The sequence below is a fragment of the Dyella soli genome (assembly GCF_054482295.1).
In genome coordinates, this window is the sequence record NZ_JBTFFU010000002.1 from 268,442 (window position 1) to 287,635 (window position 19,194).

Here is a 19,194-nt window from a genome sequence, read left to right on the forward strand (position 1 = left end):
CGGGCCGGATCGCCTGCATACGTATGCGAATGGTGCCTTCAACCGATCCAAATGCGTCCGGAGAGGGGTCTCGTTCGCTATGATTAAAGCCTTACGCGGCCGTCATCCCCGCACGGCACGCCATCGCCATCCGTAGGAGAAACCATGGCCGACCTCAAAGAAGCACGCGTTCCCGATATCGGCAGCGAGAACGTGCCGGTGATCGAAGTGCTGGTGAAACCCGGCGACAAGGTGGCCAAGGAGCAGGGCCTGGTCACGCTGGAGTCGGACAAGGCGACCATGGAAGTGCCGGCGCCCTTTGCGGGGACCATCAAGGAAATCAAGCTCAAGGTCGGTGACGAGGCCTCCGAAGGCACCCTGATCGCGATCATCGAGGTCGACGGCGAGGCGTCCGCGGCGGCCCCCGCGCCGGCGGCGGCAGCGCCGGCCAAGGTCGAGGCGCCCGCCAAGGCCGCTCCCGCTCCGGCACCTGCGCCTGCCGCGGCGCCTGCCGCCAGCGGCGGCGTGCGCGAAGTGCTCGTGCCGGACATCGGCAGCAGCGGCGTGCCGGTGATCGAGATCCTGGTGAAGGTGGGCGACACCATCGCCAAGGACCAGGGCCTGATCACGCTCGAATCGGACAAGGCGACGATGGAAGTACCGGCGCCGTTCGCGGGCGTGGTGAAGGAACTCAAGGTCAAGGTGGGCGATGAGTTGTCCGAAGGCAGCCTGATCGCCCTGGTCGAGGCCGCCGGTGGCGCTCCCGCCGCCGCGCCCGCACCGCCGGCGCCGGCCGCCGCGGTGGCAGCGCCCAAGGTCGAGGAAAAGCCGGCCCCGATCGGTGGTCGCAGCGTGTTGCCCGGCAACGCGCCCGAAGGCGACGTGCCGCCCAGCGTGCGCCCGCCGTTCGATTCGCGCATCGTCATGCCTGGCGACGCACCGTATGCCAGCCCGGCCATCCGCGCCTTCGCGCGCGAGCTGGGCGTGGACATCCAGCAGGTCAAGGGCAGCGGCCGTGGCGGCCGCATCCAGCGCGAGGACGTCAGTGCCTACGTGAAGCACGCGCTCGCTTCCGGCGCGCGTCCCAGCGGTGCGCCGGTGGCCACCGGTGGCGGCCTCAACCTGCTGCCGTGGCCCAAGGTCGACTTCAGCAAGTTCGGCGAGATCGAAGAAAAGCCGCTGTCGCGCATCCAGAAGATCTCCGGCGCCAACCTCGCGCGCAACTGGGCGATGATCCCGCACGTCACCCAGCACGAAGACGCCGACATCACCGAGCTGGAAGCCTTCCGCAAGAAGCTCGGCGAAGAGAACAAGGATCTGAAGGTCACCCCGCTGGTGTTCCAGATCAAGGCGGTGGTGGCGGCACTGAAGAAATTCCCGCAGTTCAACGCCTCGCTCGACGAGAGCGGCGAGAAGCTGATCCTCAAGAAGTACTTCCACATCGGCATTGCGGTGGACACGCCCGACGGCCTGGTGGTGCCGGTGATCCGCGACTGCGACAAGAAGGGCCTGCTCGACCTTGCGGTCGAACTGGGCGAGATCTCCAGGAAGGCGCGCGACAAGAAACTCGGTCCCGCCGAGATGTCCGGCGGCTGCTTCTCGATCTCGTCGCTGGGTGGCATTGGCGGCACGGCATTCACGCCGATCGTCAATGCGCCGGAGGTGGCGATCCTCGGTGTATCCAAGGCAGCGATGAAGCCGGTGTGGAACGGCAAGGAATTCGCGCCCCGCCTGATGCTGCCGCTGTCGCTCAGCTACGACCATCGCGTGATCGACGGCGCGCTGGCCGCGCGCTTCGCCGCCTTCCTCGCGCAGCAGCTGGGCGATATCCGCCGCCTGCTGCTCTGACGCCTCGCCGTTGCTCCCTCTCCCCTGCCGGGAGAGGGTTGGGGTGAGGGGCCAATCTTGCGTCGCCCTCACTGCGTAGCGAAAAGAAATCCAAGGATTCCCCATGGCAAGCACCATCGAAATCAAGGTTCCCGACATCGGCGGTCACGGCGACGTGCCGGTGATCGAGGTGCTGGTGAAGGTCGGCGACACGGTCGCCAAGGAACAGAGCCTGATCACGCTCGAATCGGACAAGGCGACGATGGAAATCCCGTCGAGCGCCGCCGGCGTGATCAAGGAACTGAAGGTGAAGGTGGGCGACGAAGTCTCCGAGGGTGCGGTGATTGCCGTGCTGGAAGCTGCGGACGCTGGCACCGCCAAGTCCGCGGACGCCCCGAAGGCGGCGGCTCCCGCGCCGGCGCCGGCCGCTGCGGCTCCCGCGCCCGGTCTGGTCGTCGCAGCGGCACCGAAGGCTGCTGGCGCCTCGGGCCGCACGCCTGACATCGAATGCAAGCTGGTCGTGCTGGGCTCGGGCCCGGGCGGCTACACCGCCGCGTTCCGCGCCGCCGACCTAGACGTCGACACCGTGCTGGTCGAGCGCTACGCCACGCTCGGCGGCGTCTGCCTCAACGTCGGCTGCATTCCGTCCAAGGCGCTGCTGCATGCAGCTGCCGTGATCGACGAGGCCGAGGCGATGGCTGCACACGGCGTCAGCTTCGGCGCGCCGAAGATCGACCTCGACAAGCTGCGCGACTTCAAGACCAAGGTGGTCGGCAAGCTCACCGGCGGCCTCACCAGCATGGCCAAACAGCGCAAGGTGCGCACGGTGCAGGGCGTGGGCAGCTTCGTCTCGCCCAATGAACTGGAAGTCCAGACGGCCGAAGGCAGCAAGCTGATCCGCTTCGAGCACGCCATCATTGCCGCCGGGTCGCAGTCGGTGAAGCTGCCGGCGTTCCCGTGGGACGACGACCGCATCGTCGACTCCACCGGTGCGCTGGAACTGAAGGACATACCTAAGAAGCTGCTGGTGGTCGGCGGCGGCATCATCGGCCTGGAGATGGCCACGGTGTACTCGGCGCTCGGCAGCGAAGTGACCGTGGTCGAGTTCATGGACCAGATCATTCCCGGCGCCGACGCCGACCTGGTCAAGCCGCTGGCGCAGCGCCTGGCCAGGAAGCTCAAGGGTGTCCACCTCAAGACCAAGGTGGTCGAGGCCAAGGCCACCAAGAAGGGCATCGAGGTCAGCTACGAAGGCGAGAGCATCCCCGAGACGAACTTGTTCGACCGCGTGCTGGTGTCGGTGGGCCGTTCGCCCAACGGCGGCAAGATCGGCGCCGACAAGGCCGGCGTGGCGGTGACCGAGCGCGGCTTCATCAACGTCGACACGCAGATGCGCACTAACGTGCCGCACATCTTTGCCATCGGCGACCTGGTCGGCCAGCCGATGCTGGCACACAAGGCCACGCACGAAGCCCGCGTCGCGGCGGAAGTGGTGTCGGGCATGAAGAGTCACTTCGACGCGCGCGTGATCCCGTCGGTGGCCTTCACCGATCCGGAAATCGCCTGGGTGGGCGTGACCGAGCGCGAGGCGAAGGAAAAGGGCCTGAAGATCGGCGTCGGCAAGTTCCCGTGGGCCGCCAGCGGCCGCGCCATCGGCATCGACCGCACCGAGGGCTTCACCAAGCTGCTGTTCGACGAGGAGACCCATCGCGTGGTGGGCGGTGCCATCGTCGGCCCGCATGCGGGCGACCTCATCAGCGAGGTCGCGCTGGCGATCGAGATGGGCTCGGAAGCGGCCGATATCGGCATGACCATCCACCCGCATCCGACCCTGAGCGAGTCGGTGGGCATGGCCGCCGAGGCCTACGAAGGCACCATCACCGACCTGTACATGCCGAAGAAGAAAAAGTAAGTCGGCGCAATCAAAAAAGCCCGGGCATGCCCGGGCTTTTTTTATGGCTTCTGCTCGCCTTGCAGCGCAGCCTGCACCGGCCTGGCGGTCTCCTCGAGGTGCGAGATGGTTTCCGCCGAGCTGTTGATCATCTGCTGCAGCACGCCGAGCAGTTCCAGCGGGTCGACCTCCTTGCCCAGTCTGATCCGCGTGCGCAGTTCGACCATGCGTGGCGCGTCGAGCGCGAGCGTGCTCTTGTAGGCCATCCAGTTGGCCGCCTCGCGCTGGATGGCGTAGGCACCGGCGTACTTGTGCAGCTTTTCCGTCGCGATCCAGGTGGCGGACTGGTTGGCCACGGCCACGTCCCAGGCCTGGCTGGGGAAGGTCGGCCAGTTGATGCTGAGGAGGAACTTGTCCTTCATCGCCTGGATGTGGCGGTTGATCTCCTGGTCCGGCACGCCGTTGCGCACGTCGGCCGTGATGGCCTCGTTGAGTGCCCTCAGGGGAGCGAGCTTCTGCGTGTTGGCATCCATCGACTTGTGGATGTCGTCCAGCGTGCCGCGCAGCTCCGCGTCGATCTGCATGCTGGCGTTTTCGGCGGCGTGCCGGTGGTGCACGCTCTCGATCCATTGCTCCAGGCCCAGCGCGGTGAGGATGCTGAGCACGATCATCAGATAGTGCTGCGCGAACTCGCGGAACGTATGCATCCTGATCTTGGGCACTTCGAAATGCATGGCGACTCCTGTCGGCGTAGGGGGAGGGCGCAGGGTATCCGAACCGCCGGCGGCCGGGCTATTCGCGGTAGCCAAGCCGCTGCATCAGCGGACGCAGCGTGGGCAGCACCGGCGCGAACATGTCGCGATAGGCATGCCAGCGATTCACCGCCTTGCCGTGAATGCCCTGGGTCACCTGCGCGTAGCTCGGCGTGCTGATGTAGCCCTTGTTGCGCGCGTGCTCGGCGAAGCGCGCCATGGGCGAGGCATCGTCGACCTCGAGGAAGCGACCCAGCCACGCGACGTGTTCGTCGAAACCCTGCACGACGGCTTCATACCGCCACTCCAGCACGCGCGGGGCGAACACTTCGACATGCCCGAGCCACTGCTCGAAGGCGTTCACATAGCCCTCCGCCAGCCGCTGCAGTGACGAGCACATCACCATGAAGGCCGGCGAGCGGAACGACTGCATGAAGCAGCTCAGCAGCACGTCGCAGGGGTGGCGCAGGCACAGGATGATGCGGGCCTCGGGAAACAGCCGCATGATCATCGGCAGGCACAGCATGTTGAGCGGGTTCTTGTCGACCAGCTGGCGCCCGCCAAGATCCGGCACGACCCGGGCCGCCAGGCCCGCATAGATGGCGCGCAGCTGGTTGGCCTCGAGCTGGGTCATCGCGGTCAGGCCAGCGGGATAAGCCTGGCCGGCGAGGTTCATGCGCTCGGTCAGTTCGTAGACAAAGGCACGCTCGTCCATCGAGCGGAAATCGGGATGCGCGTCGATCATCTGTTCGAGCAGGGTGGTGCCCGAGCGGGGGAAACCGACGACGAAGACGGGACTTTCCCGGCCGCCGGGGGCAGACAGCGAGGTCCAGCGCGCATGTTCGGCAGGGCCGACGCGGTGGCCTGCCATCGCGAGCGGCTGGCTGCCGTCGGCCAGCAGTTCGGGCACGATGTCCCTGGCGATTTCCCATTGCGCGGCATGCGCCGCCAGCGCAGCTTGCCACGCCTCGTCGCGCCGGCCCTGCTTGTCGAGTGCGGCGGCCAGGCCGAAGGCGGCGTTCGCGCGCACGTCGGCTTCGCCGGCGTGGTCGAGTACGCGCTGATAAAGCATGGTGGCGCCGGCCAGGTCGCCCAGGCGAGCGGCGACCGCGGCGTGCGCGCTCCAGCCTTCGCTGCGCAGGCCCTGCTGGTCGGCCGCTAGCGCGTCCAGTGCGGACGGGGGCAGGGCGGCCAGTTCGCCTTGCGCTTCGGCGGTCCGGTTGTTGCGCTCGTGCAGGGCGGCGCGCCTTGCGGCGATGCGCAAGCGAGCGATGCGGGCGTCGTCACCCGCAGGCAGGATCGCCTTGTCCAGGACATCAAACGCCGCCGCCAGTGCGCCCTGCGTGGCAAGCATGGTGGCGAGTTTCAGGGCTTGCTCGGCCGGTTGCGGCGGCCAGTGACCGGCGCCGTCCAGCATCGCTTCTTCGGCGCTGTTGTCGCCGCAGACATGACAGGCGTGGGCGGCCTGCAAGCGCGCATCGATGAACCCCGGCGCCAGGTGCACCGCCTCGAGCAGCGCTTCGCGCGCCAGCAGCCAGCGTTGCTGCTCGGCGTACAACAGGCCGAGGTTGTAGTGGATCTCCGCTTCGTGCGGCGCCAGCGCGACGGCGCGTCGCAAGGCCTGCTCGGCGGTGTCGCCATCGCCCAGTCCACGGGCCACGACGGCGAGATTGTTCCAGTATTCCGGCACGTCGGGGCGTCGTCGCACCAGGCGGCCAAACGTGGCCAGGGCGTCGTCGAGTCGGGCGAGGGATTGCTGCGCGGCACCCAGCAGCAACAGCATGGTGTCGTCGGCGTCGGCTGCGTGTTCGCCGAGGGCGAGAACCGTGGCCATGTCGCCGCCCTGGTAGGCCGCGAGCATGCGTGCGGAGAGGTCGGCGGAGGATGGCAAGGGACGATCCGTCATCCGGTCATGCTACCAGCGAGATGGCCGCGGCAGGTTCGCCGCGGCCATCTGCATGGGTCGATCAGATCAGAACTTCACCGTCACGCGAGCCCAGTAGTAGCGGCCGATGGTGTCGTACGTCGCGGTGTCCACGTTGTAGTTGTTGCCGTTCTGGTAGACCAGCGGCGGCACCTTGTCGCTCAGGTTGTCGATACCCACGTCGAAGCGGGTATGGATCGACGCCCACTCGTAACCCGCCTGGATGGCGTGGTAGGTGACGCTGCCCATCTGCGCGCTGGCGCCGGTGGTGAAGTCCGCGTTGAGGTTGGTCAGGTGATGGATGTAGCGCGACTGCCATTGCGCACTCCAGTTGCCCAGGTTCCAGTTCAACTGGACGGTACCGCGCCAGCGGGCGATGTTGCCGAACTGCTGCGTGTACGTGCCGGCGTAGTTGATCGACTTCGCGCCCGGCTGGCCCGGCGTGGCGTCGTTCTTGTACGTCGAGGTGTACGTGGTGTTGAGGCCCGCCTTGAAGTTGCCGGGATCCACGCTGCCGATGTCAAAGTGCGGCACGACGTAATTCATCGTGAAGTCGACGCCCGTGGTGCTGAGGCTGCCGAGGTTCACGACCGGCGTATTGATGTAATTGACCGCACCGGCCAGCTGGCTGGTGTTGTCGTAGCGGTTGATGTACGAGCAGTACGGGCTGTTGTTGTTGGCGTAGCAGGCGTTCACCACCGTCTGCGCGGTGATCGGCGTCAGCATGTCGTTGAGGTTGATGTGCCAGAAGTCGAGCGAACTCGACAGGCCAGTCATCCAGCTCGGCGAATAGACGAAGCCGATGTCGACCGAGTTGCCCTTCTCCGGCTTGAGCGTGCTGCCGATCGCGGCCGCGCCCGAGTAGTAGGCGGTGACCTGGCCCAGCGGGTTGCCACCCCACTGCGGCGGCACGAACTGGCAGGCGGCCGTGTGCTGCGCGAGCTCCGCCGCGGTGAGGCCGACGCAGGGGTCGGTCAGCACCGGGCCGGCGACCGTGCGGCCGTCATACAGCTCGTCGAGGTTGGGCGCGCGGAACACGCCCGAAATGGTGCCGCGGACCAGCAGGTCGGAAATCGGCCGCCACTCGATCGCACCCTTCCAGTTGGTGGTGGAGCCGGACGTGTTGTAGTCCGAATGGCGCACGCCGAGGTCGAGGTTCAACGCATAGGCCCACGGATGCTCGGAGATCAGCGGGAGCAGCGTTTCGGCGTAGAGTTCCTTCACGTTGATGGAGCCGCCGCCCGGCGAGCCGCAAGCCTCGGCCAGCACCGTACAGGTACCGGTGGCCGGATCGAGGATCGCGTCGCTGGTGACGTTGTAGTCCATCGAGGTCTTGCGATACAGGCCGCCGGTGGACACCTGCATCGGGCCGCCCGGGAGATCCCACACTTCGCCAGACGCGTTGAACTGCCCCTGCTTCATGGTGTTGGTCATGGTGTACATCGGCGCGTCCACGCCGTTCTTCAGCCGCGCCGTCACCGCCGGATCGGCCTGGTTGAAGATGTTCGCACCAGCGTCGATGGCCGCCTGGAAGGCCGGCACGTTCACTTCGTTGAAGTTGGTCTGGACGCGGCGCGAATGACCGTAGTCGACGCTGGCGTCCCAGATCCAGGTGCTCTGGCCGAAGTCACCGCGCAAGCCGGCATTGACCTGCTGGTTGTCGGTGGTGAACGTATGCAGGCGCGTGCCAAGACCGGTCAGGCGGGTGCCGAAGGCATAACCGCTGGGGGCGTTGGGGGCGTTGGGATCAACCAGCGCACCCGAGCTGAAGGTCACGCCGAACGGATTGTTCGGGTTGCTCGCCAGCACATGCCAGCCGTCGTTGACGTTGGTCGGCGCCGGCGCGTCCTGGCCGCTGGAGTGGGTGTGGTTGTAGAACGCGTCGCCGAAGAACGTCACATGGTCGTTGAACTTGTAGTTGCCAACGACAAAGAAGTTGGTGCGTTCCTGGCCCGTCTGGATGTAGTTGTAGGCGTTGTAGTTGAACGTGTCGCCCGCGCCGCCGTAGCAGCGGTAGTTGCTCAGGGCATTGCCGCTGCCGTTGGCGAGGGTGACGTAGGTGTTGGTGGTGCCCGCGCGGGGCGCGCATCCGGGAGACTGCGACACCGGCACCAGCAAGCGACCCGTCGGAATGGTGCCCGAGCCGGCGGCCGTGACCACGCCGCTCGACAGGTACAGCTGGTGCGACGAGAAGCTGCGGCGGGTTGCCAGCACCGGGCTGTACTTGTTGTAGTCGACGCCGGCAACGACGTTGCCCTTGTCACCACTGGCGCCCACCGTGAACTGGCCGCCGTGGCGCTGTGCATCACCGTGGCTGGAAATGCCGTCGTTGAGGCTCAGCTCGGCGCCCTGGTAGTCCTTGCGCAGGATGAAGTTCACCACGCCGCCGATGGCATCGGAGCCGTAGACCGTGGAGGCGCCTTCCGCCAGCACGTCCACGCGCTCGACCATGTTCTGCGGAATCATGTTGATGTCGGCGTTGGCCAGGCGCTGGCCGTCGACCAGTACCAGCGTGCGGTTGGTGCCCAGGCCGCGCAGCGAGACGCGTGCCGCGCCGTCGCCGCCTTCCAGCGTCGGGCTCGCGCCGCCGCCGCCGTTACTGTTGTTCTGGGTGTTGGTGGCGTTGCCCGAGATGCTCGGAAGCGCCTGCAGCACGTTGCCCAGCGTGGGGCTGCCGTTGTTGGTGATGGCACTGCGGTCGAGCGTGACGACCGGGCTGGCCGTCTCGGCGTCCACGCGTCGAATCAACGAGCCGGTAACCGAAACCGCGGTAAGGGTCTTGGCGTTGGCCGGCTTGGCCTGATCGGTGGTGGCCTGAGGGCCAGACGTCGATGAGGAATCTTTCCCGCTTGCATCCTGAGCCTGTGCCACTGCTGCCGTCGAAACGATACCGACGGAAAGGGCCAAACGTACCGCTATTGATAGGCGATTGTAGTTGGACTGCATGGTGTCTCCCCGATTAATAGGCAAAGGAACCCCGCTATAGGCGCATAGACGTCTATAGGTGCCGTGTTGCCGTGGTTTCCCCCGCTCCAACTGTTTCAGGAAAATGATGTCGAGTAAAGGGGTTCTTAACACCAGCTTCTGGGCTACGTCACATCTGACTTCAGCCTGGCGCAAGGCTTCCGAACAAGTCCTGCTGGGCGGCGAAGCTGTCGGCCTCGACAAAACCGGCCAGGCCCACGCCTACCAGCCGGTAGCGGGCGTCGGCCGGGCGGTCGATGCGGTCACGCAGCGCGCAGGCAATATCGGCCAGCTCGGCGGCCGAGCCGGGGCGGGTCGCCGGCGTCACGCTGCGGGTCAGGGTGTGGAAGTCGGCCGTCTTGAGCTTGAGCACCACGGTGCGGGCCAGGCGGCCATGCTCGCCCTGCGCCTCGCGCTCGTGGGCGGCCCAGGTCTTTTCGGCCAGGCGGCGGATATGGGGCTCGAGCTCGGCCAGCTTCAGGTCGGTGGCAAAGGTGTCCTCGGCCGAAACCTGCAGGGTCGGCCGGTCCGGTTGCACCGGGTGCTCGTCGATGCCCAGTGACAGTTCGTGCAGGCGGCGGCCCCAGCGTCCGAAGCGTTGTTCCAGCTCATGCTCGGGCCGCAGGCGCAGGTCGCCCACGGTGGCGATGCCCAGTTCGGTGAGGCGCGCTTCCATCACCTTGCCCACCCCGGGCAGTCGTCCCACCGGCAGCGGCGCCAGGAACGCCTCGACCTGGGCCGGCCGGATCACGAACAGGCCGTCGGGCTTGCGCCAGTCCGAGGCGATCTTGGCGAGGAACTTGTTGGGTGCCACGCCGGCCGAGGCGGTCAGCCCGGTCTCTTCGCGGATGGCGGCACGGATGGCCTCGGCCGTGGCGGTCGCCGACGGCAGGCCGGTGCGGAGCGTGCTGACGTCGAGATAGGCCTCGTCCAGCGACAGGGGTTCGATCAGGTCGGTGTGCCGCGCGAAGATCTCGCGCACCTGCCGCGACACCGCCTTGTAGCGGACGAAATCCGGTGGCACGAACACCGCCTGCGGACACAGCCGCTCCGCCCGCACCGCCGGCATGGCCGAGCGCACGCCGAAGGTGCGCGCCTCGTAGCTGGCCGCGCACACCACCGAACGGGCGCCGCGCCATGCCACCACCACCGGCTTGCCACGCAGCGACGGGTCGTCGCGTTGCTCCACCGACGCGTAGAAGGCATCCATGTCCACGTGGATAATCTTGCGGGGCAACGATGGCACGGCGGGCGACGACGGGTGGGCGGGGCGCACAGTCAAGCACGAAACCCGCCCCTGCGCTCGGTCGCCTCACGCGGCCCGCTTCATTGCCAGGGCGTCTGCAGGCTCTCGTCGATGAGTTCGTCTTCGTAGGCGACGAAACGCTCCAGTGCCACCGTGTCCAGCCGGAACCGCTGCGCCGCCGTAAAGAAGGTCATCAGCGACAGCACGCGTTGCGTGTTGCGTGCCCACGGCGGCACGTAGACGGCACGCGCGATCAGGCCGCTCTGCATGTACGGGGCGAGCGTGATCACGTCCGCGGTGGTGACCCGCCCGGCGAACAGCATCGGCAGCATGTCCGCCTGGCCGACCTGCAACACCTTGCGGATGAACATGTAGACGATCATCACGCCTTCGAGATAGGCCCCGTCCTTGGTGAAGCAGATGCGTCCCCGCACGTCGCCGCCACGGAAGATGCGCGCGGCGCTCTGGTAGCTCTCGGTCGGCGTCTGGCCAGCCTCCAGGAAACCGCGGAACACTTCGATGAAGTCCGCGCCGTCGAGCGCGCGTGCCAGCATCACCACGCGCAGGGCAATGCGGCGCAGGCGGTTCAGGTCGATCGCCCCGGTGATGATTTCCGAAAAGGTGGCCAGGCCTTCCTGGATGCGCGTGGTGCGCGGCGCCCCCAGTCCCAGCGCCTTGAAATAGGGCTGGTGCTTGCCGTTGAGCAGGGTGGCGGTATGCACGAAGGCCTCGTGCTCGGTGAGCTGCTCGAGGTCGAGCGCCGAGAACAGCGCCGTCGAGCGCAGGTTGATGCTCTTGCTGCCCGCGGTGGCCTTGGAGGGCATCTCCGGGTTGAGCACCACGTCCACCTTGTCCTTGTCGAAGAACGGCCCGAGCCGCTCGCGCAGGCGCTGGGCGAATTCTTCGGCCGGAATGTCGGCCGGCACCGGCGGCACGCCTTCGCGCCCGACCAGGTCGTCGCTGATGGCGAGCAGGTCGTTCGCCGCGTCCACCGCGTTGGAGGTCTGGCTGGGGTAGATGGTGTCCGGGCGTCCGTACAGCGCCGTGGAGCAGCGGGTGAAGGTTTCCGTGCCCGTGCCCATCAGCATCTGCGCCGCGGTGAGATAGCTCCACGTGGTCTTGAACAGCCAGTTGCCGATCGGGTGGCCACGGTCGAGCCTGGCCATGATCGCCTTGAGCGTCTCCATTTCCTGGCTGAGGTCCGGTTGCCTCTGCGGTGGCTGGGGCAACACCGGGTTGCCGCGCTCGTAGCCGGCCAGGAAGGTGGCTTCCATGTCCGCCGGCCAGCCGATGGTCTTCAATACGCAGATCTTCTTGCTTGCTGCGATCAGTGCGCGATCACATTCCAGCAGCGGTCCGAGAACCTTGTCGTCTTCGGGCCGGACAGCGTTTGCGGCGGTGCTCATGACGCCTCCTTCCAGGTCGCCGGCCCCGTGCGGGCCGGCATGCAGCGGTGGGGAGGATGGAACTGTGCGCCCGGGCAGCGGGGCGGCGCTAGCGAAGAACTACTGAGTCGGACCCAAAAGTCTCGCCCGCGCCGCAATGTTGCAGGCGCATGTCGATGTGGGTGGCGCACTCGCGCTATCGTCCGTCCTTCGTACCTGTGCCCAAGGATTCCGTTGCGCGCCATGACTGACGAGACATCACCCGCCTACCTGCGTCGCCTGGGCACCTGGGACGCAGCCGCCATCGTGATCGGGGGCGTCATCGGCGCCGGCATCTTCCGCAGTGCTTCCACCGTGGCCGAACGCACGTCCTCAGGGGCCCAGTTGCTGGCGCTGTGGGCGGTGGGCGGCCTGCTCACGCTGGCAGGCGTGCTCTGCTATGCCGAGCTGGGCGCGCGTCGGCCACAGGCGGGCGGTGTCTACATCTACCTGCGCGAGGCGTTCGGGCAATTGCCGGCGTTCCTGTTCGGCTGGACCATGGCGCTGATCAATTACCCGGGCAGCGTGGCGGCGGTGGCGACCACGTTTGCGGATTATTTCTGCGCGGCCATCGGCCTGCCGCTGCTGTGGGTGAAGCCGGTGGCGGCCGGCGCCATCGCCTTCATCGTCGGCGTGAATTTCTTCGGCATCAAGGCCGGCGCGCGCATGCAGAACCTGTTCACCCTGCTCAAGCTCACTGCGATCACCTTGCTGGTGATCACCGGCGTGGTGCTGGCGCACGGGCACATGGGCAGTGTGCTGGCGCCGGACGCGGCGCACCCGGTGCCGCCGGGGGCGTTCCTCGGTGCCTTGCTGCCGGTGCTGTTCACCTACGGCGGCTTCCATTACCTCAATGACCTGGCCGGCGAAGTGCGCGAGCCGCAGCAGACCTTGCCGCGCGCGCTGGGGCTTGGCCTCGGTGGCGTAGTGGTGTGCTACGTGCTGGTCAACTTCGCCTACCTGGCCGGCCTCGGGCACGCCGGGCTGGCGGCCAGCCAGGCCCCCGCCGCCGACCTGATGCGCCGGCTGTTCGGCGAGCATGGCGCCACCCTGATCGCGGTGGGCATCGCCTGTTCGACCTTCGGCTATTGCAGCATCGCCATTGCCGGCGGCGCGCGCGTGCTGCAGACCATGGGCGCGGACGGCATGTTCTTCCGTGGCGTGGCCCGCATCGATGCGCGTTCGCGCGCGCCGCAGGCCGCACTGGCCGTGCTCGGCGCGTGGGCCATCGTGCTGGTAGTGTCGGGTAGCTTTGGCCAACTGCTCAACTACACCACGGTGGGCGAGTGGCTGTCGCATGCGTTCGGCATCGCCACGCTGTTCTGGTATCGCAGCCGTTTCCGCAACGAGCCCTCGCCGTATCGCGTGCCGTTCTATCCGTTGCTGCCGCTGCTGTTCGTGTGCACGGTGCTGTGCGTGATCGTTGCCACCACCATCCATTCGCCGCGCGATGCCGGCATCAGCCTGCTGCTGATCGTGATGGGCGTGCCGGTGTATTACGGCTGGCGCGCGTGGCAGCGGAGGGCAGCATGATTTTGCGGCAAGGCAAGCTTCAGACGAGGCAGGCATACTGCCGCCACTTCCCCGTGCCGAGCCGCTGATGAATCGGATCGCTCCCCTCGCGTTGTCCTGCCTGTTCACCCTCACCGCCTGCCACAAGGGCAAGGACACCGACCAGGCCGACCTCAGTCGCGCGGCGCCCGCGCCGGCGCGCACGACAGCGGTCGCCGCGGCTGCCAGGCCCGCCACGCAGACCACGCTCGATCAGGTGGAACGCGAAGGCGCTCCGGTCACCGTGACCGGCCTGGCGCTGCAGCGCTACGTGTTCCAGCCTTCGCCGCAGCCGCAACTGGTGGTGTCGCTGAGCCAGGGCGAATGGGACTGGTCGAAGGAAGGCGCGCTGCATGTCGACATGCAGAACGCGATGGCGTGGGCGGTGACGCTGACGGTGGACGTCGACGGCGCCGCTGACGGCCAGCACCTGCACGCCACGGTCCCGGTGCCGGCCGGTGCGCCGGCGACGCTGGTGGTGCCCCTGCACGCCACTTCGCCCCGGGCGATGGGCATGCAGGCCGGCCCGCCCATGCCCTATGTGCAGGCCGGCAAACGCATCCTGCTGGCGACCATGGTGGAGGGCTCGATCGACCTGGCCCATGTCAAGGCGGTGCGCCTGGGCACGCCCGCGCCGACCGCGCCGCAGACCCTGCTGTTTGGCAAGCTCGACACTTCCAAGGGCGATCACGACCTGCGCGATGCCTATACCGGCATCGTCGATGCCTGGGGCCAGTACACGCGCGGCCAGTGGCCGGGCAAGGTCGATTCCGACGAATCGCTGCGCGGCGGCAAGCGCAAGCCCGGCCAGACTGTCGTGGCGGCACCGCTGGCGCGCAAGGGTTTTGACCGCTACGGCGGCCGCACCGACCTGCCGCCGTTCAAGGCCAGCGGATGGTTCCGCACCGAAAATCGCGACGGGCACTGGCATCTGGTGACCCCTGAAGGCCACGCCTTCTTCTCGCTGGGCGTGAACGTGGTCGACGACGACGGTGGCCGCACCTACATCGAAGGCCGCGAGTTCATGTTCAAGGACCTGCCGCGCGACAACGGGCGCTGGGCGCCGTTCTACGGCGTCGACAACAAGCCTGCCGGCGAGCAGGCAGCGTCGGCCGGCATCGGCTACCACCGCGGCCGCTGGTTCGACTACTACTCGGCCAACCTGTTCCTGGCCGATGGACGCCACTGGCGCCAGGCGTGGCGCGCACGCACGCTCGAGCGGCTGGAGGACTGGGGCTTCAACTCGCTGGGCAACTGGAGCGACGAGGCGCTGACCCAGACGCACCACCTCGCGTACACCCGCTCGATCAACATCAGCGGCGTGTTCGGCAATGTCTCCAGCGGCTACGACTACTGGGGGCGCATGCCCGATCCGTTCGATCCGCGCTTCGCGCAGGCAGCCGATGCCGCCGTCGCCCAGGCGAGCAAGGACGTGCACGACGACCCGTGGCTGCTCGGCTACTTCGCCGACAACGAACTGGCCTGGGCCGGGCAGGGGCCGGCGGGGCGCTGGGGCCTTGCCCAGGGCAGCTTGCGCGGCGAGGCACGCAGCCCGGCCAAGCAGGCGTTCATCGCCGTGCTGAAGAAGAAGTACGGCACGCCCGCGAAACTCGCCGCGGCCTGGAGCATCGCGCTGGACTCGTGGGACGCGCTGGACGCCACCAATTTCGCCGCGCCCGTTCCGGACGAGGCGCATCCGGCCATCGCCGACGACTACAGCGCATGGTTGCGCGCGTACGCCGACCAGTACTTCCGCACCGTGGCGCAGGCGATCCACAAGCACGACCCGCATCACCTGTTCCTGGGCGGCCGCTTTGCGGTGCACACGCCGGAAGCGGTGGCCGCCTGCGCGCAGTATTGCGACGTGCTGAGTTTCAACGCCTATGCGGACGTGCCGGGCCATGCCTTCGACACGGCCGCCGTGGCCAAGATGGACAAGCCGGCGCTGATCACCGAATTCCATTTCGGTTCGGACGATCGCGGCCCGTTCGGCAAGGGCGTGGTGCCGGTGTGGACCGAGCAGCAGCGTGGCGAGGCGTATGCGCGCTATATCGAGGCGGCGGCGGCTGATCCTTCGATCGTGGGCGTGCACTGGTTCCAGTACGTGGACCAGCCGGTAACCGGCCGCCTGCTCGATGGCGAGAACGCGCACATCGGCCTGGTGGCGATCACCGACCGGCCGTTCGTGAATTTCATCGACGCGGTACGCAAGGCCAATCGCAAGACCGGCTATTGAGCTGCCGCCTCCCTTGCCCCGGTGGTGAGGGAGGCCCGGGCGTCAGCCGGCCAGGCTGGTGGCGATGCCGAAGCCGATCGCCATCATCACCGCCACCGCCATGCAGGCGCTGGTGGGGCGGATGCGGTGTGCATCGATGCGCGGAATCAGCCGCCACAGCACCAGCACGCCGATCAGCATGTCTACCACCAGCGCGCCGCGCAGCAGGGCAGAACCCAGCAGCGGCGCGAACGGCGGCTGCAGGTGGCCTTCGTGCATGGCCACGGCGGTCACGATCGCCAGCCCGATCAGGTTCCACACCAGGCAGGCGAGGTAGGTGCGGTTGAACACCACCGGGCAACGCTCGATCCAGCGCAACACCGTCCAGGCGATGATCGCGAAGAACAGCGCGCCGATGCTGCTGTAGAGCACCCACCAGAGCAGGGTGCTTAGAACGGTAAGCAGGGTGGTCACGGGAAATCCTGTCGGAGGCTAACGGGTTCGCTGGCGTGGCGGCCGCCGGTGTGGGCCGGGAAGGGCAGCTCGGCGGGGTTACACGCCCACGCGGCGCAGCAGCTTGTCCAGCAGCCAGGCCGGGCCCACCAGCAGGTAGGTGAGGTCGGTGAGGAAGCTCGGCCGCCGCCCTTCGATGGCATGGCCGACGAACTGGCCGATCCACGCCACCACGAACACGCCGGCCGCCAGCAGCCGCAGAGAGCCCGGGCCAAGCTGCCGGTAGGCCAGCTCGGTGATCAGGGCCAGCGCCGCCAGCGCGATCAGCAGTGCGCCACCCAGTCGATGCGAATGTTTCCAGTACCAGGCAAACACCAGCACCAGCACGCCGACGGCCCAGAAGCCGGGACGACCGATCGCCGGCGGCACCGGAATGGTCCACATCAGCGCGATCGCGCACCACAGGATCAGCGGCACGCAGATCCAGTGCAGCAGGCGATTGGTCGGATGCTGGTGATCCGCGCTATAGCTGTCCAGCCGATCCTGCAGGTCGCTCATCAGTCGAGCCTGATGCCGGCCAGGCGCTGCAGCGCCTCGGCGTACTTGGCCGAGGTGCCGGCGATCACGTCGGCCGGCACGTGCGGGCCGGGCGCCTGCTTGTTCCAGTCCAGCGTTTCCAGGTAGTCGCGCACGAACTGCTTGTCATAGCTCGGCGGGCTGATGCCCACGCGATATTCGTCGGCCGGCCAGAAGCGCGAGGAGTCGGGCGTGAGCATTTCATCCATCACGTAGAGCTTGCCGTTCTCGTCGGTGCCGAATTCGAACTTCGTGTCGGCGATGATGATGCCGCGCTCGGCCGCATAGGCCGCGGCCCACTTGTAGATGGACAGCGTGGCCTCGCGCACCTGTTCGGCCAGGTCGGCGCCCACGGCAGCGACCACGGCGTCGAAGCTCACGTTCTCATCGTGGTCGCCCACGGCGGCCTTGGTCGACGGCGTGAAGATGGGTTCGGGCAATTGCTGCGCCTGCTGCAGGCCGGCCGGCAGGCGGATGCCGCACAGCGAGCCGGTGGCCTGGTAGTCCTTCCAGCCCGAGCCGATCAAATAGCCGCGCGCAATCGCCTCCACCGGCACCGGCTTCAGGCGGCGGGTGACCACGGCACGCTTCTCGTACAGCTTCAGGTCGGTACCGGCAGGCAGCACCTCGTCCAGCGGCGTGTGCAGCAGATGGTTGGGTACCAGGTGCGCGGTCTTGCCGAACCAGAAGTTGGAGATCTGGGTGAGCATCTCGCCCTTGCCCGGAATCGGGTCGGGCAGCACCACGTCGAACGCCGACAGGCGGTCGCTGGCCACGATCAGCAGCCTGTTGCCGGGCAGGGCGTGGACGTCGCGCACTTTGCCGCGATGGATCAGCTCCAGGCCGGGCAGGTTCGATTGCAGCAGGGTGGTGGGCACGTTCAACGCTCCTGGCTGGCCGGCCTGGCGATCCAGGACGGAAACAATGCGTGCCGGCTCGGACCGAAAGCCGGCGATCAAGCCGGTCATTGTAGCCGCTGACGCCTGTGCCGGCGGCGGCGCTGTGACGCGCTGCCCCGGGCCGCAAGTCGAACGGCTGCTAGAATCGGCGCCCTTTGAGCCCCGGGTTCGCCCACATGGTCCAGCCGCCACGCATCGATGCCGCACCGCACCCTTGGAATAGGGTGTTGCGTGCCCATCTGCTTTCGATGCGCATCGTTCTTGCCACCACGCTTGCCGTGGCCTTTGCCGTGCCCGCCGTTGCCGCCGCGCCAGCCAGGCCGGCGCGGCTGGGCTTGTGCGCGGCCTGCCACGGCGAAACCGGCATGGCGCAGATCCCGGGGGCGCCGAACCTGGCCGGGCAGCAACTCGATTACCTGCGCGAAGCCCTCCGGCAGTACCGCGACGGCCGCCGCAACGTGCCGCTGATGCGTGCCGCCATCGGACCGGTCAGCGAGGCCGACCTGGACGCGCTGGCCCGCTGGTACAGCGCGCAGATGCCGCAAACACAAGGCACCCCATGACCTTTACCTGGACGCTCTGGTTCGCCCTGTTCGGGCTGATTTTCGGCCACGGCCTGCCCGGTGCCGTGGTCGGCGGCATCACCGGTTTCATCATCGACAGCCTGCGCCAGGGCCAGCGCCGCCGCGTCACCCCCGAGGCCGGCGGCTATGTCAGCCCGCTGTTTGCCCTGCTGGGCGCGGTGGCCAAGTCCGATGGACGCGTGTCCGAGGCGGAAATCGCCGTCGCCGAGCGCCTGATGCAGCGCATGGGCCTGGAGCCGGAGCAGCGCAAGCAGGCCATCATCAGTTTCAACGCCGGCAAGCAGGTGGAGTTCGACGTCACGCCCGCCATCGAGGACTTGCGCCGCTGGGTGGGCTTGCGCCGCGACCATGCGTTCCCCGTGCTGGACGTGGTGATCGAGACGGTGCTGGCCGAAGGCAATCCGCCGCCCGAGAAAATGGCCATCCTGCGCCAGCTGGCGTTTGCGCTGCGCGTGAGCGACATGGAACTGATGGCGCTGATGGCCATGAAGGGCTATGCGTGGAACGCCACCGGCGGCTCGCGCGGACGCGGCTATGCCAACTACGGCAATGGCGGTTACGTGCCGCCCCAGCGCACGACCCAGGGCCCCGACCCCTACACGGTGCTGGGCATCGCGCGCAGCGTGGACGACCGCGCCGTCAAGCGCGCCTATCGCAAGCTGATCTCCGAGCATCACCCGGACCGCCTCGGTGACCTGCCCGAGGCGATGCGCAAGCAGGCCGAATCACGCGCCAGCGAGATCAATGCGGCCTACGAGCGGATCAAGGCCGAGCGCGGCTTCAAATAGGGACCGCGCCGGACGGCCAGGGCCTGCCGGCCCGTCGTCGTGGCAAAATGCCGCGATCGCCACGGAGCCTTCCGGCTGCGGCGCCCGCCGCATCCGTGCGGCGTGCGGCCAACCGGCGCCG

14 protein-coding genes are annotated in these 19,194 nt (G+C 67.6%); 6 read left to right on the forward strand and 8 right to left on the reverse strand.

From position 1 onward, the window contains the following. Nucleotides 1–144 precede the first annotated feature (144 nt). Together aceF and lpdA are read left to right on the forward strand one after the other, a co-directional pair. Nucleotides 145–1,827, forward strand: a complete 1,683-nt coding sequence (gene aceF, locus ACXU4B_RS11620) for a dihydrolipoyllysine-residue acetyltransferase (protein WP_131412358.1) — start codon at nucleotides 145–147, stop codon at nucleotides 1,825–1,827. 103 nt (nucleotides 1,828–1,930) lie between these two features. Continuing rightward, the gene (lpdA, locus tag ACXU4B_RS11625; RefSeq protein ID WP_131412356.1) at nucleotides 1,931–3,718 is read left to right on the forward strand and encodes a dihydrolipoyl dehydrogenase; all 1,788 of its coding nucleotides are present in this window, start codon (nucleotides 1,931–1,933) and stop codon (nucleotides 3,716–3,718) included. A 41-nt stretch (nucleotides 3,719–3,759) separates the two neighbouring features. On the opposite strand, the gene ACXU4B_RS11630 is transcribed toward lpdA, so the two are convergent. From ACXU4B_RS11630 to ACXU4B_RS11650, 5 genes are all read right to left on the reverse strand, one after another. Next, complete coding sequence (locus ACXU4B_RS11630) at nucleotides 3,760–4,431, reverse strand: hypothetical protein (protein WP_131412354.1); 672 nt, start codon at nucleotides 4,429–4,431, stop codon at nucleotides 3,760–3,762. A gap of 58 nt (nucleotides 4,432–4,489) precedes the next feature. Continuing rightward, nucleotides 4,490–6,340, reverse strand: a complete 1,851-nt coding sequence (locus tag ACXU4B_RS11635) for a tetratricopeptide repeat-containing sulfotransferase family protein (RefSeq protein WP_240734159.1) — start codon at nucleotides 6,338–6,340, stop codon at nucleotides 4,490–4,492. Nucleotides 6,341–6,421: 81 nt separating this feature from the next. Next, nucleotides 6,422–9,109, reverse strand: a complete 2,688-nt coding sequence (locus ACXU4B_RS11640; protein WP_240734158.1) for a TonB-dependent receptor domain-containing protein — start codon at nucleotides 9,107–9,109, stop codon at nucleotides 6,422–6,424. A gap of 370 nt (nucleotides 9,110–9,479) precedes the next feature. Then, nucleotides 9,480–10,583, reverse strand: a complete 1,104-nt coding sequence (gene dinB, locus ACXU4B_RS11645) for a DNA polymerase IV (RefSeq protein ID WP_131412890.1) — start codon at nucleotides 10,581–10,583, stop codon at nucleotides 9,480–9,482. Nucleotides 10,584–10,663: 80 nt separating this feature from the next. After that, complete coding sequence (locus ACXU4B_RS11650) at nucleotides 10,664–11,989, reverse strand: tyrosine/phenylalanine carboxypeptidase domain-containing protein (protein ID WP_131412348.1); 1,326 nt, start codon at nucleotides 11,987–11,989, stop codon at nucleotides 10,664–10,666. 222 nt (nucleotides 11,990–12,211) lie between these two features. Between ACXU4B_RS11650 and ACXU4B_RS11655 the strand changes: the two genes are divergently transcribed. Both ACXU4B_RS11655 and ACXU4B_RS11660 read left to right on the forward strand, forming a co-directional pair. Next, the gene (locus ACXU4B_RS11655; protein ID WP_131412346.1) at nucleotides 12,212–13,540 is read left to right on the forward strand and encodes an APC family permease; all 1,329 of its coding nucleotides are present in this window, start codon (nucleotides 12,212–12,214) and stop codon (nucleotides 13,538–13,540) included. Nucleotides 13,541–13,607: 67 nt separating this feature from the next. Continuing rightward, nucleotides 13,608–15,794 (forward strand): alpha-amylase family protein, encoded by a 2,187-nt coding sequence (locus tag ACXU4B_RS11660; RefSeq protein WP_131412344.1) that lies wholly within the window; start codon nucleotides 13,608–13,610, stop codon nucleotides 15,792–15,794. Nucleotides 15,795–15,836: 42 nt separating this feature from the next. On the opposite strand, the gene ACXU4B_RS11665 is transcribed toward ACXU4B_RS11660, so the two are convergent. The 3 genes from ACXU4B_RS11665 to ACXU4B_RS11675 form a co-directional block, all read right to left on the reverse strand. Continuing rightward, on the reverse strand, nucleotides 15,837–16,247 hold the full coding sequence (locus ACXU4B_RS11665; protein ID WP_131412342.1) for a hypothetical protein: 411 nt from the start codon (nucleotides 16,245–16,247) through the stop codon (nucleotides 15,837–15,839). A gap of 78 nt (nucleotides 16,248–16,325) precedes the next feature. Then, on the reverse strand, nucleotides 16,326–16,784 hold the full coding sequence (locus ACXU4B_RS11670; protein ID WP_131412340.1) for an Mpo1 family 2-hydroxy fatty acid dioxygenase: 459 nt from the start codon (nucleotides 16,782–16,784) through the stop codon (nucleotides 16,326–16,328). After that, the gene (locus ACXU4B_RS11675) at nucleotides 16,784–17,680 is read right to left on the reverse strand and encodes a phosphoribosylaminoimidazolesuccinocarboxamide synthase (protein WP_165583228.1); all 897 of its coding nucleotides are present in this window, start codon (nucleotides 17,678–17,680) and stop codon (nucleotides 16,784–16,786) included. Before ACXU4B_RS11675 ends, ACXU4B_RS11670 begins: the two co-directional genes overlap by 1 nt. Nucleotides 17,681–17,949: 269 nt before the next feature. On the opposite strand from ACXU4B_RS11675, the gene ACXU4B_RS11680 reads away from it, so the two are divergent. Continuing rightward, nucleotides 17,950–18,264: a c-type cytochrome gene (locus ACXU4B_RS11680; protein WP_131412886.1), complete on the forward strand. Its 315-nt coding sequence runs from the start codon at nucleotides 17,950–17,952 to the stop codon at nucleotides 18,262–18,264. After that, on the forward strand, nucleotides 18,261–19,073 hold the full coding sequence (djlA, locus tag ACXU4B_RS11685) for a co-chaperone DjlA (protein WP_131412338.1): 813 nt from the start codon (nucleotides 18,261–18,263) through the stop codon (nucleotides 19,071–19,073). The genes ACXU4B_RS11680 and djlA overlap by 4 nt, the downstream gene beginning before the upstream one ends. Nucleotides 19,074–19,194: the final 121 nt, after the last annotated feature.

What these genes read in the sequence shown, in the direction of transcription:
- ACXU4B_RS11660 (WP_131412344.1), top strand. Translation starts at nt 13,608, where the DNA reads ATGAATCGGATCGCTCCCCTCGCGTTGTCCTGCCTGTTCACCCTCACC.
- ACXU4B_RS11630 (WP_131412354.1), bottom strand. Translation starts at nt 4,431, where the DNA reads ATGCATTTCGAAGTGCCCAAGATCAGGATGCATACGTTCCGCGAGTTC.
- djlA (WP_131412338.1), top strand. Translation starts at nt 18,261, where the DNA reads ATGACCTTTACCTGGACGCTCTGGTTCGCCCTGTTCGGGCTGATTTTC.
- ACXU4B_RS11650 (WP_131412348.1), bottom strand. Translation starts at nt 11,989, where the DNA reads ATGAGCACCGCCGCAAACGCTGTCCGGCCCGAAGACGACAAGGTTCTC.
- ACXU4B_RS11680 (WP_131412886.1), top strand. Translation starts at nt 17,950, where the DNA reads ATGCGCATCGTTCTTGCCACCACGCTTGCCGTGGCCTTTGCCGTGCCC.
- ACXU4B_RS11655 (WP_131412346.1), top strand. Translation starts at nt 12,212, where the DNA reads ATGACTGACGAGACATCACCCGCCTACCTGCGTCGCCTGGGCACCTGG.
- lpdA (WP_131412356.1), top strand. Translation starts at nt 1,931, where the DNA reads ATGGCAAGCACCATCGAAATCAAGGTTCCCGACATCGGCGGTCACGGC.
- ACXU4B_RS11670 (WP_131412340.1), bottom strand. Translation starts at nt 16,784, where the DNA reads ATGAGCGACCTGCAGGATCGGCTGGACAGCTATAGCGCGGATCACCAG.
- aceF (WP_131412358.1), top strand. Translation starts at nt 145, where the DNA reads ATGGCCGACCTCAAAGAAGCACGCGTTCCCGATATCGGCAGCGAGAAC.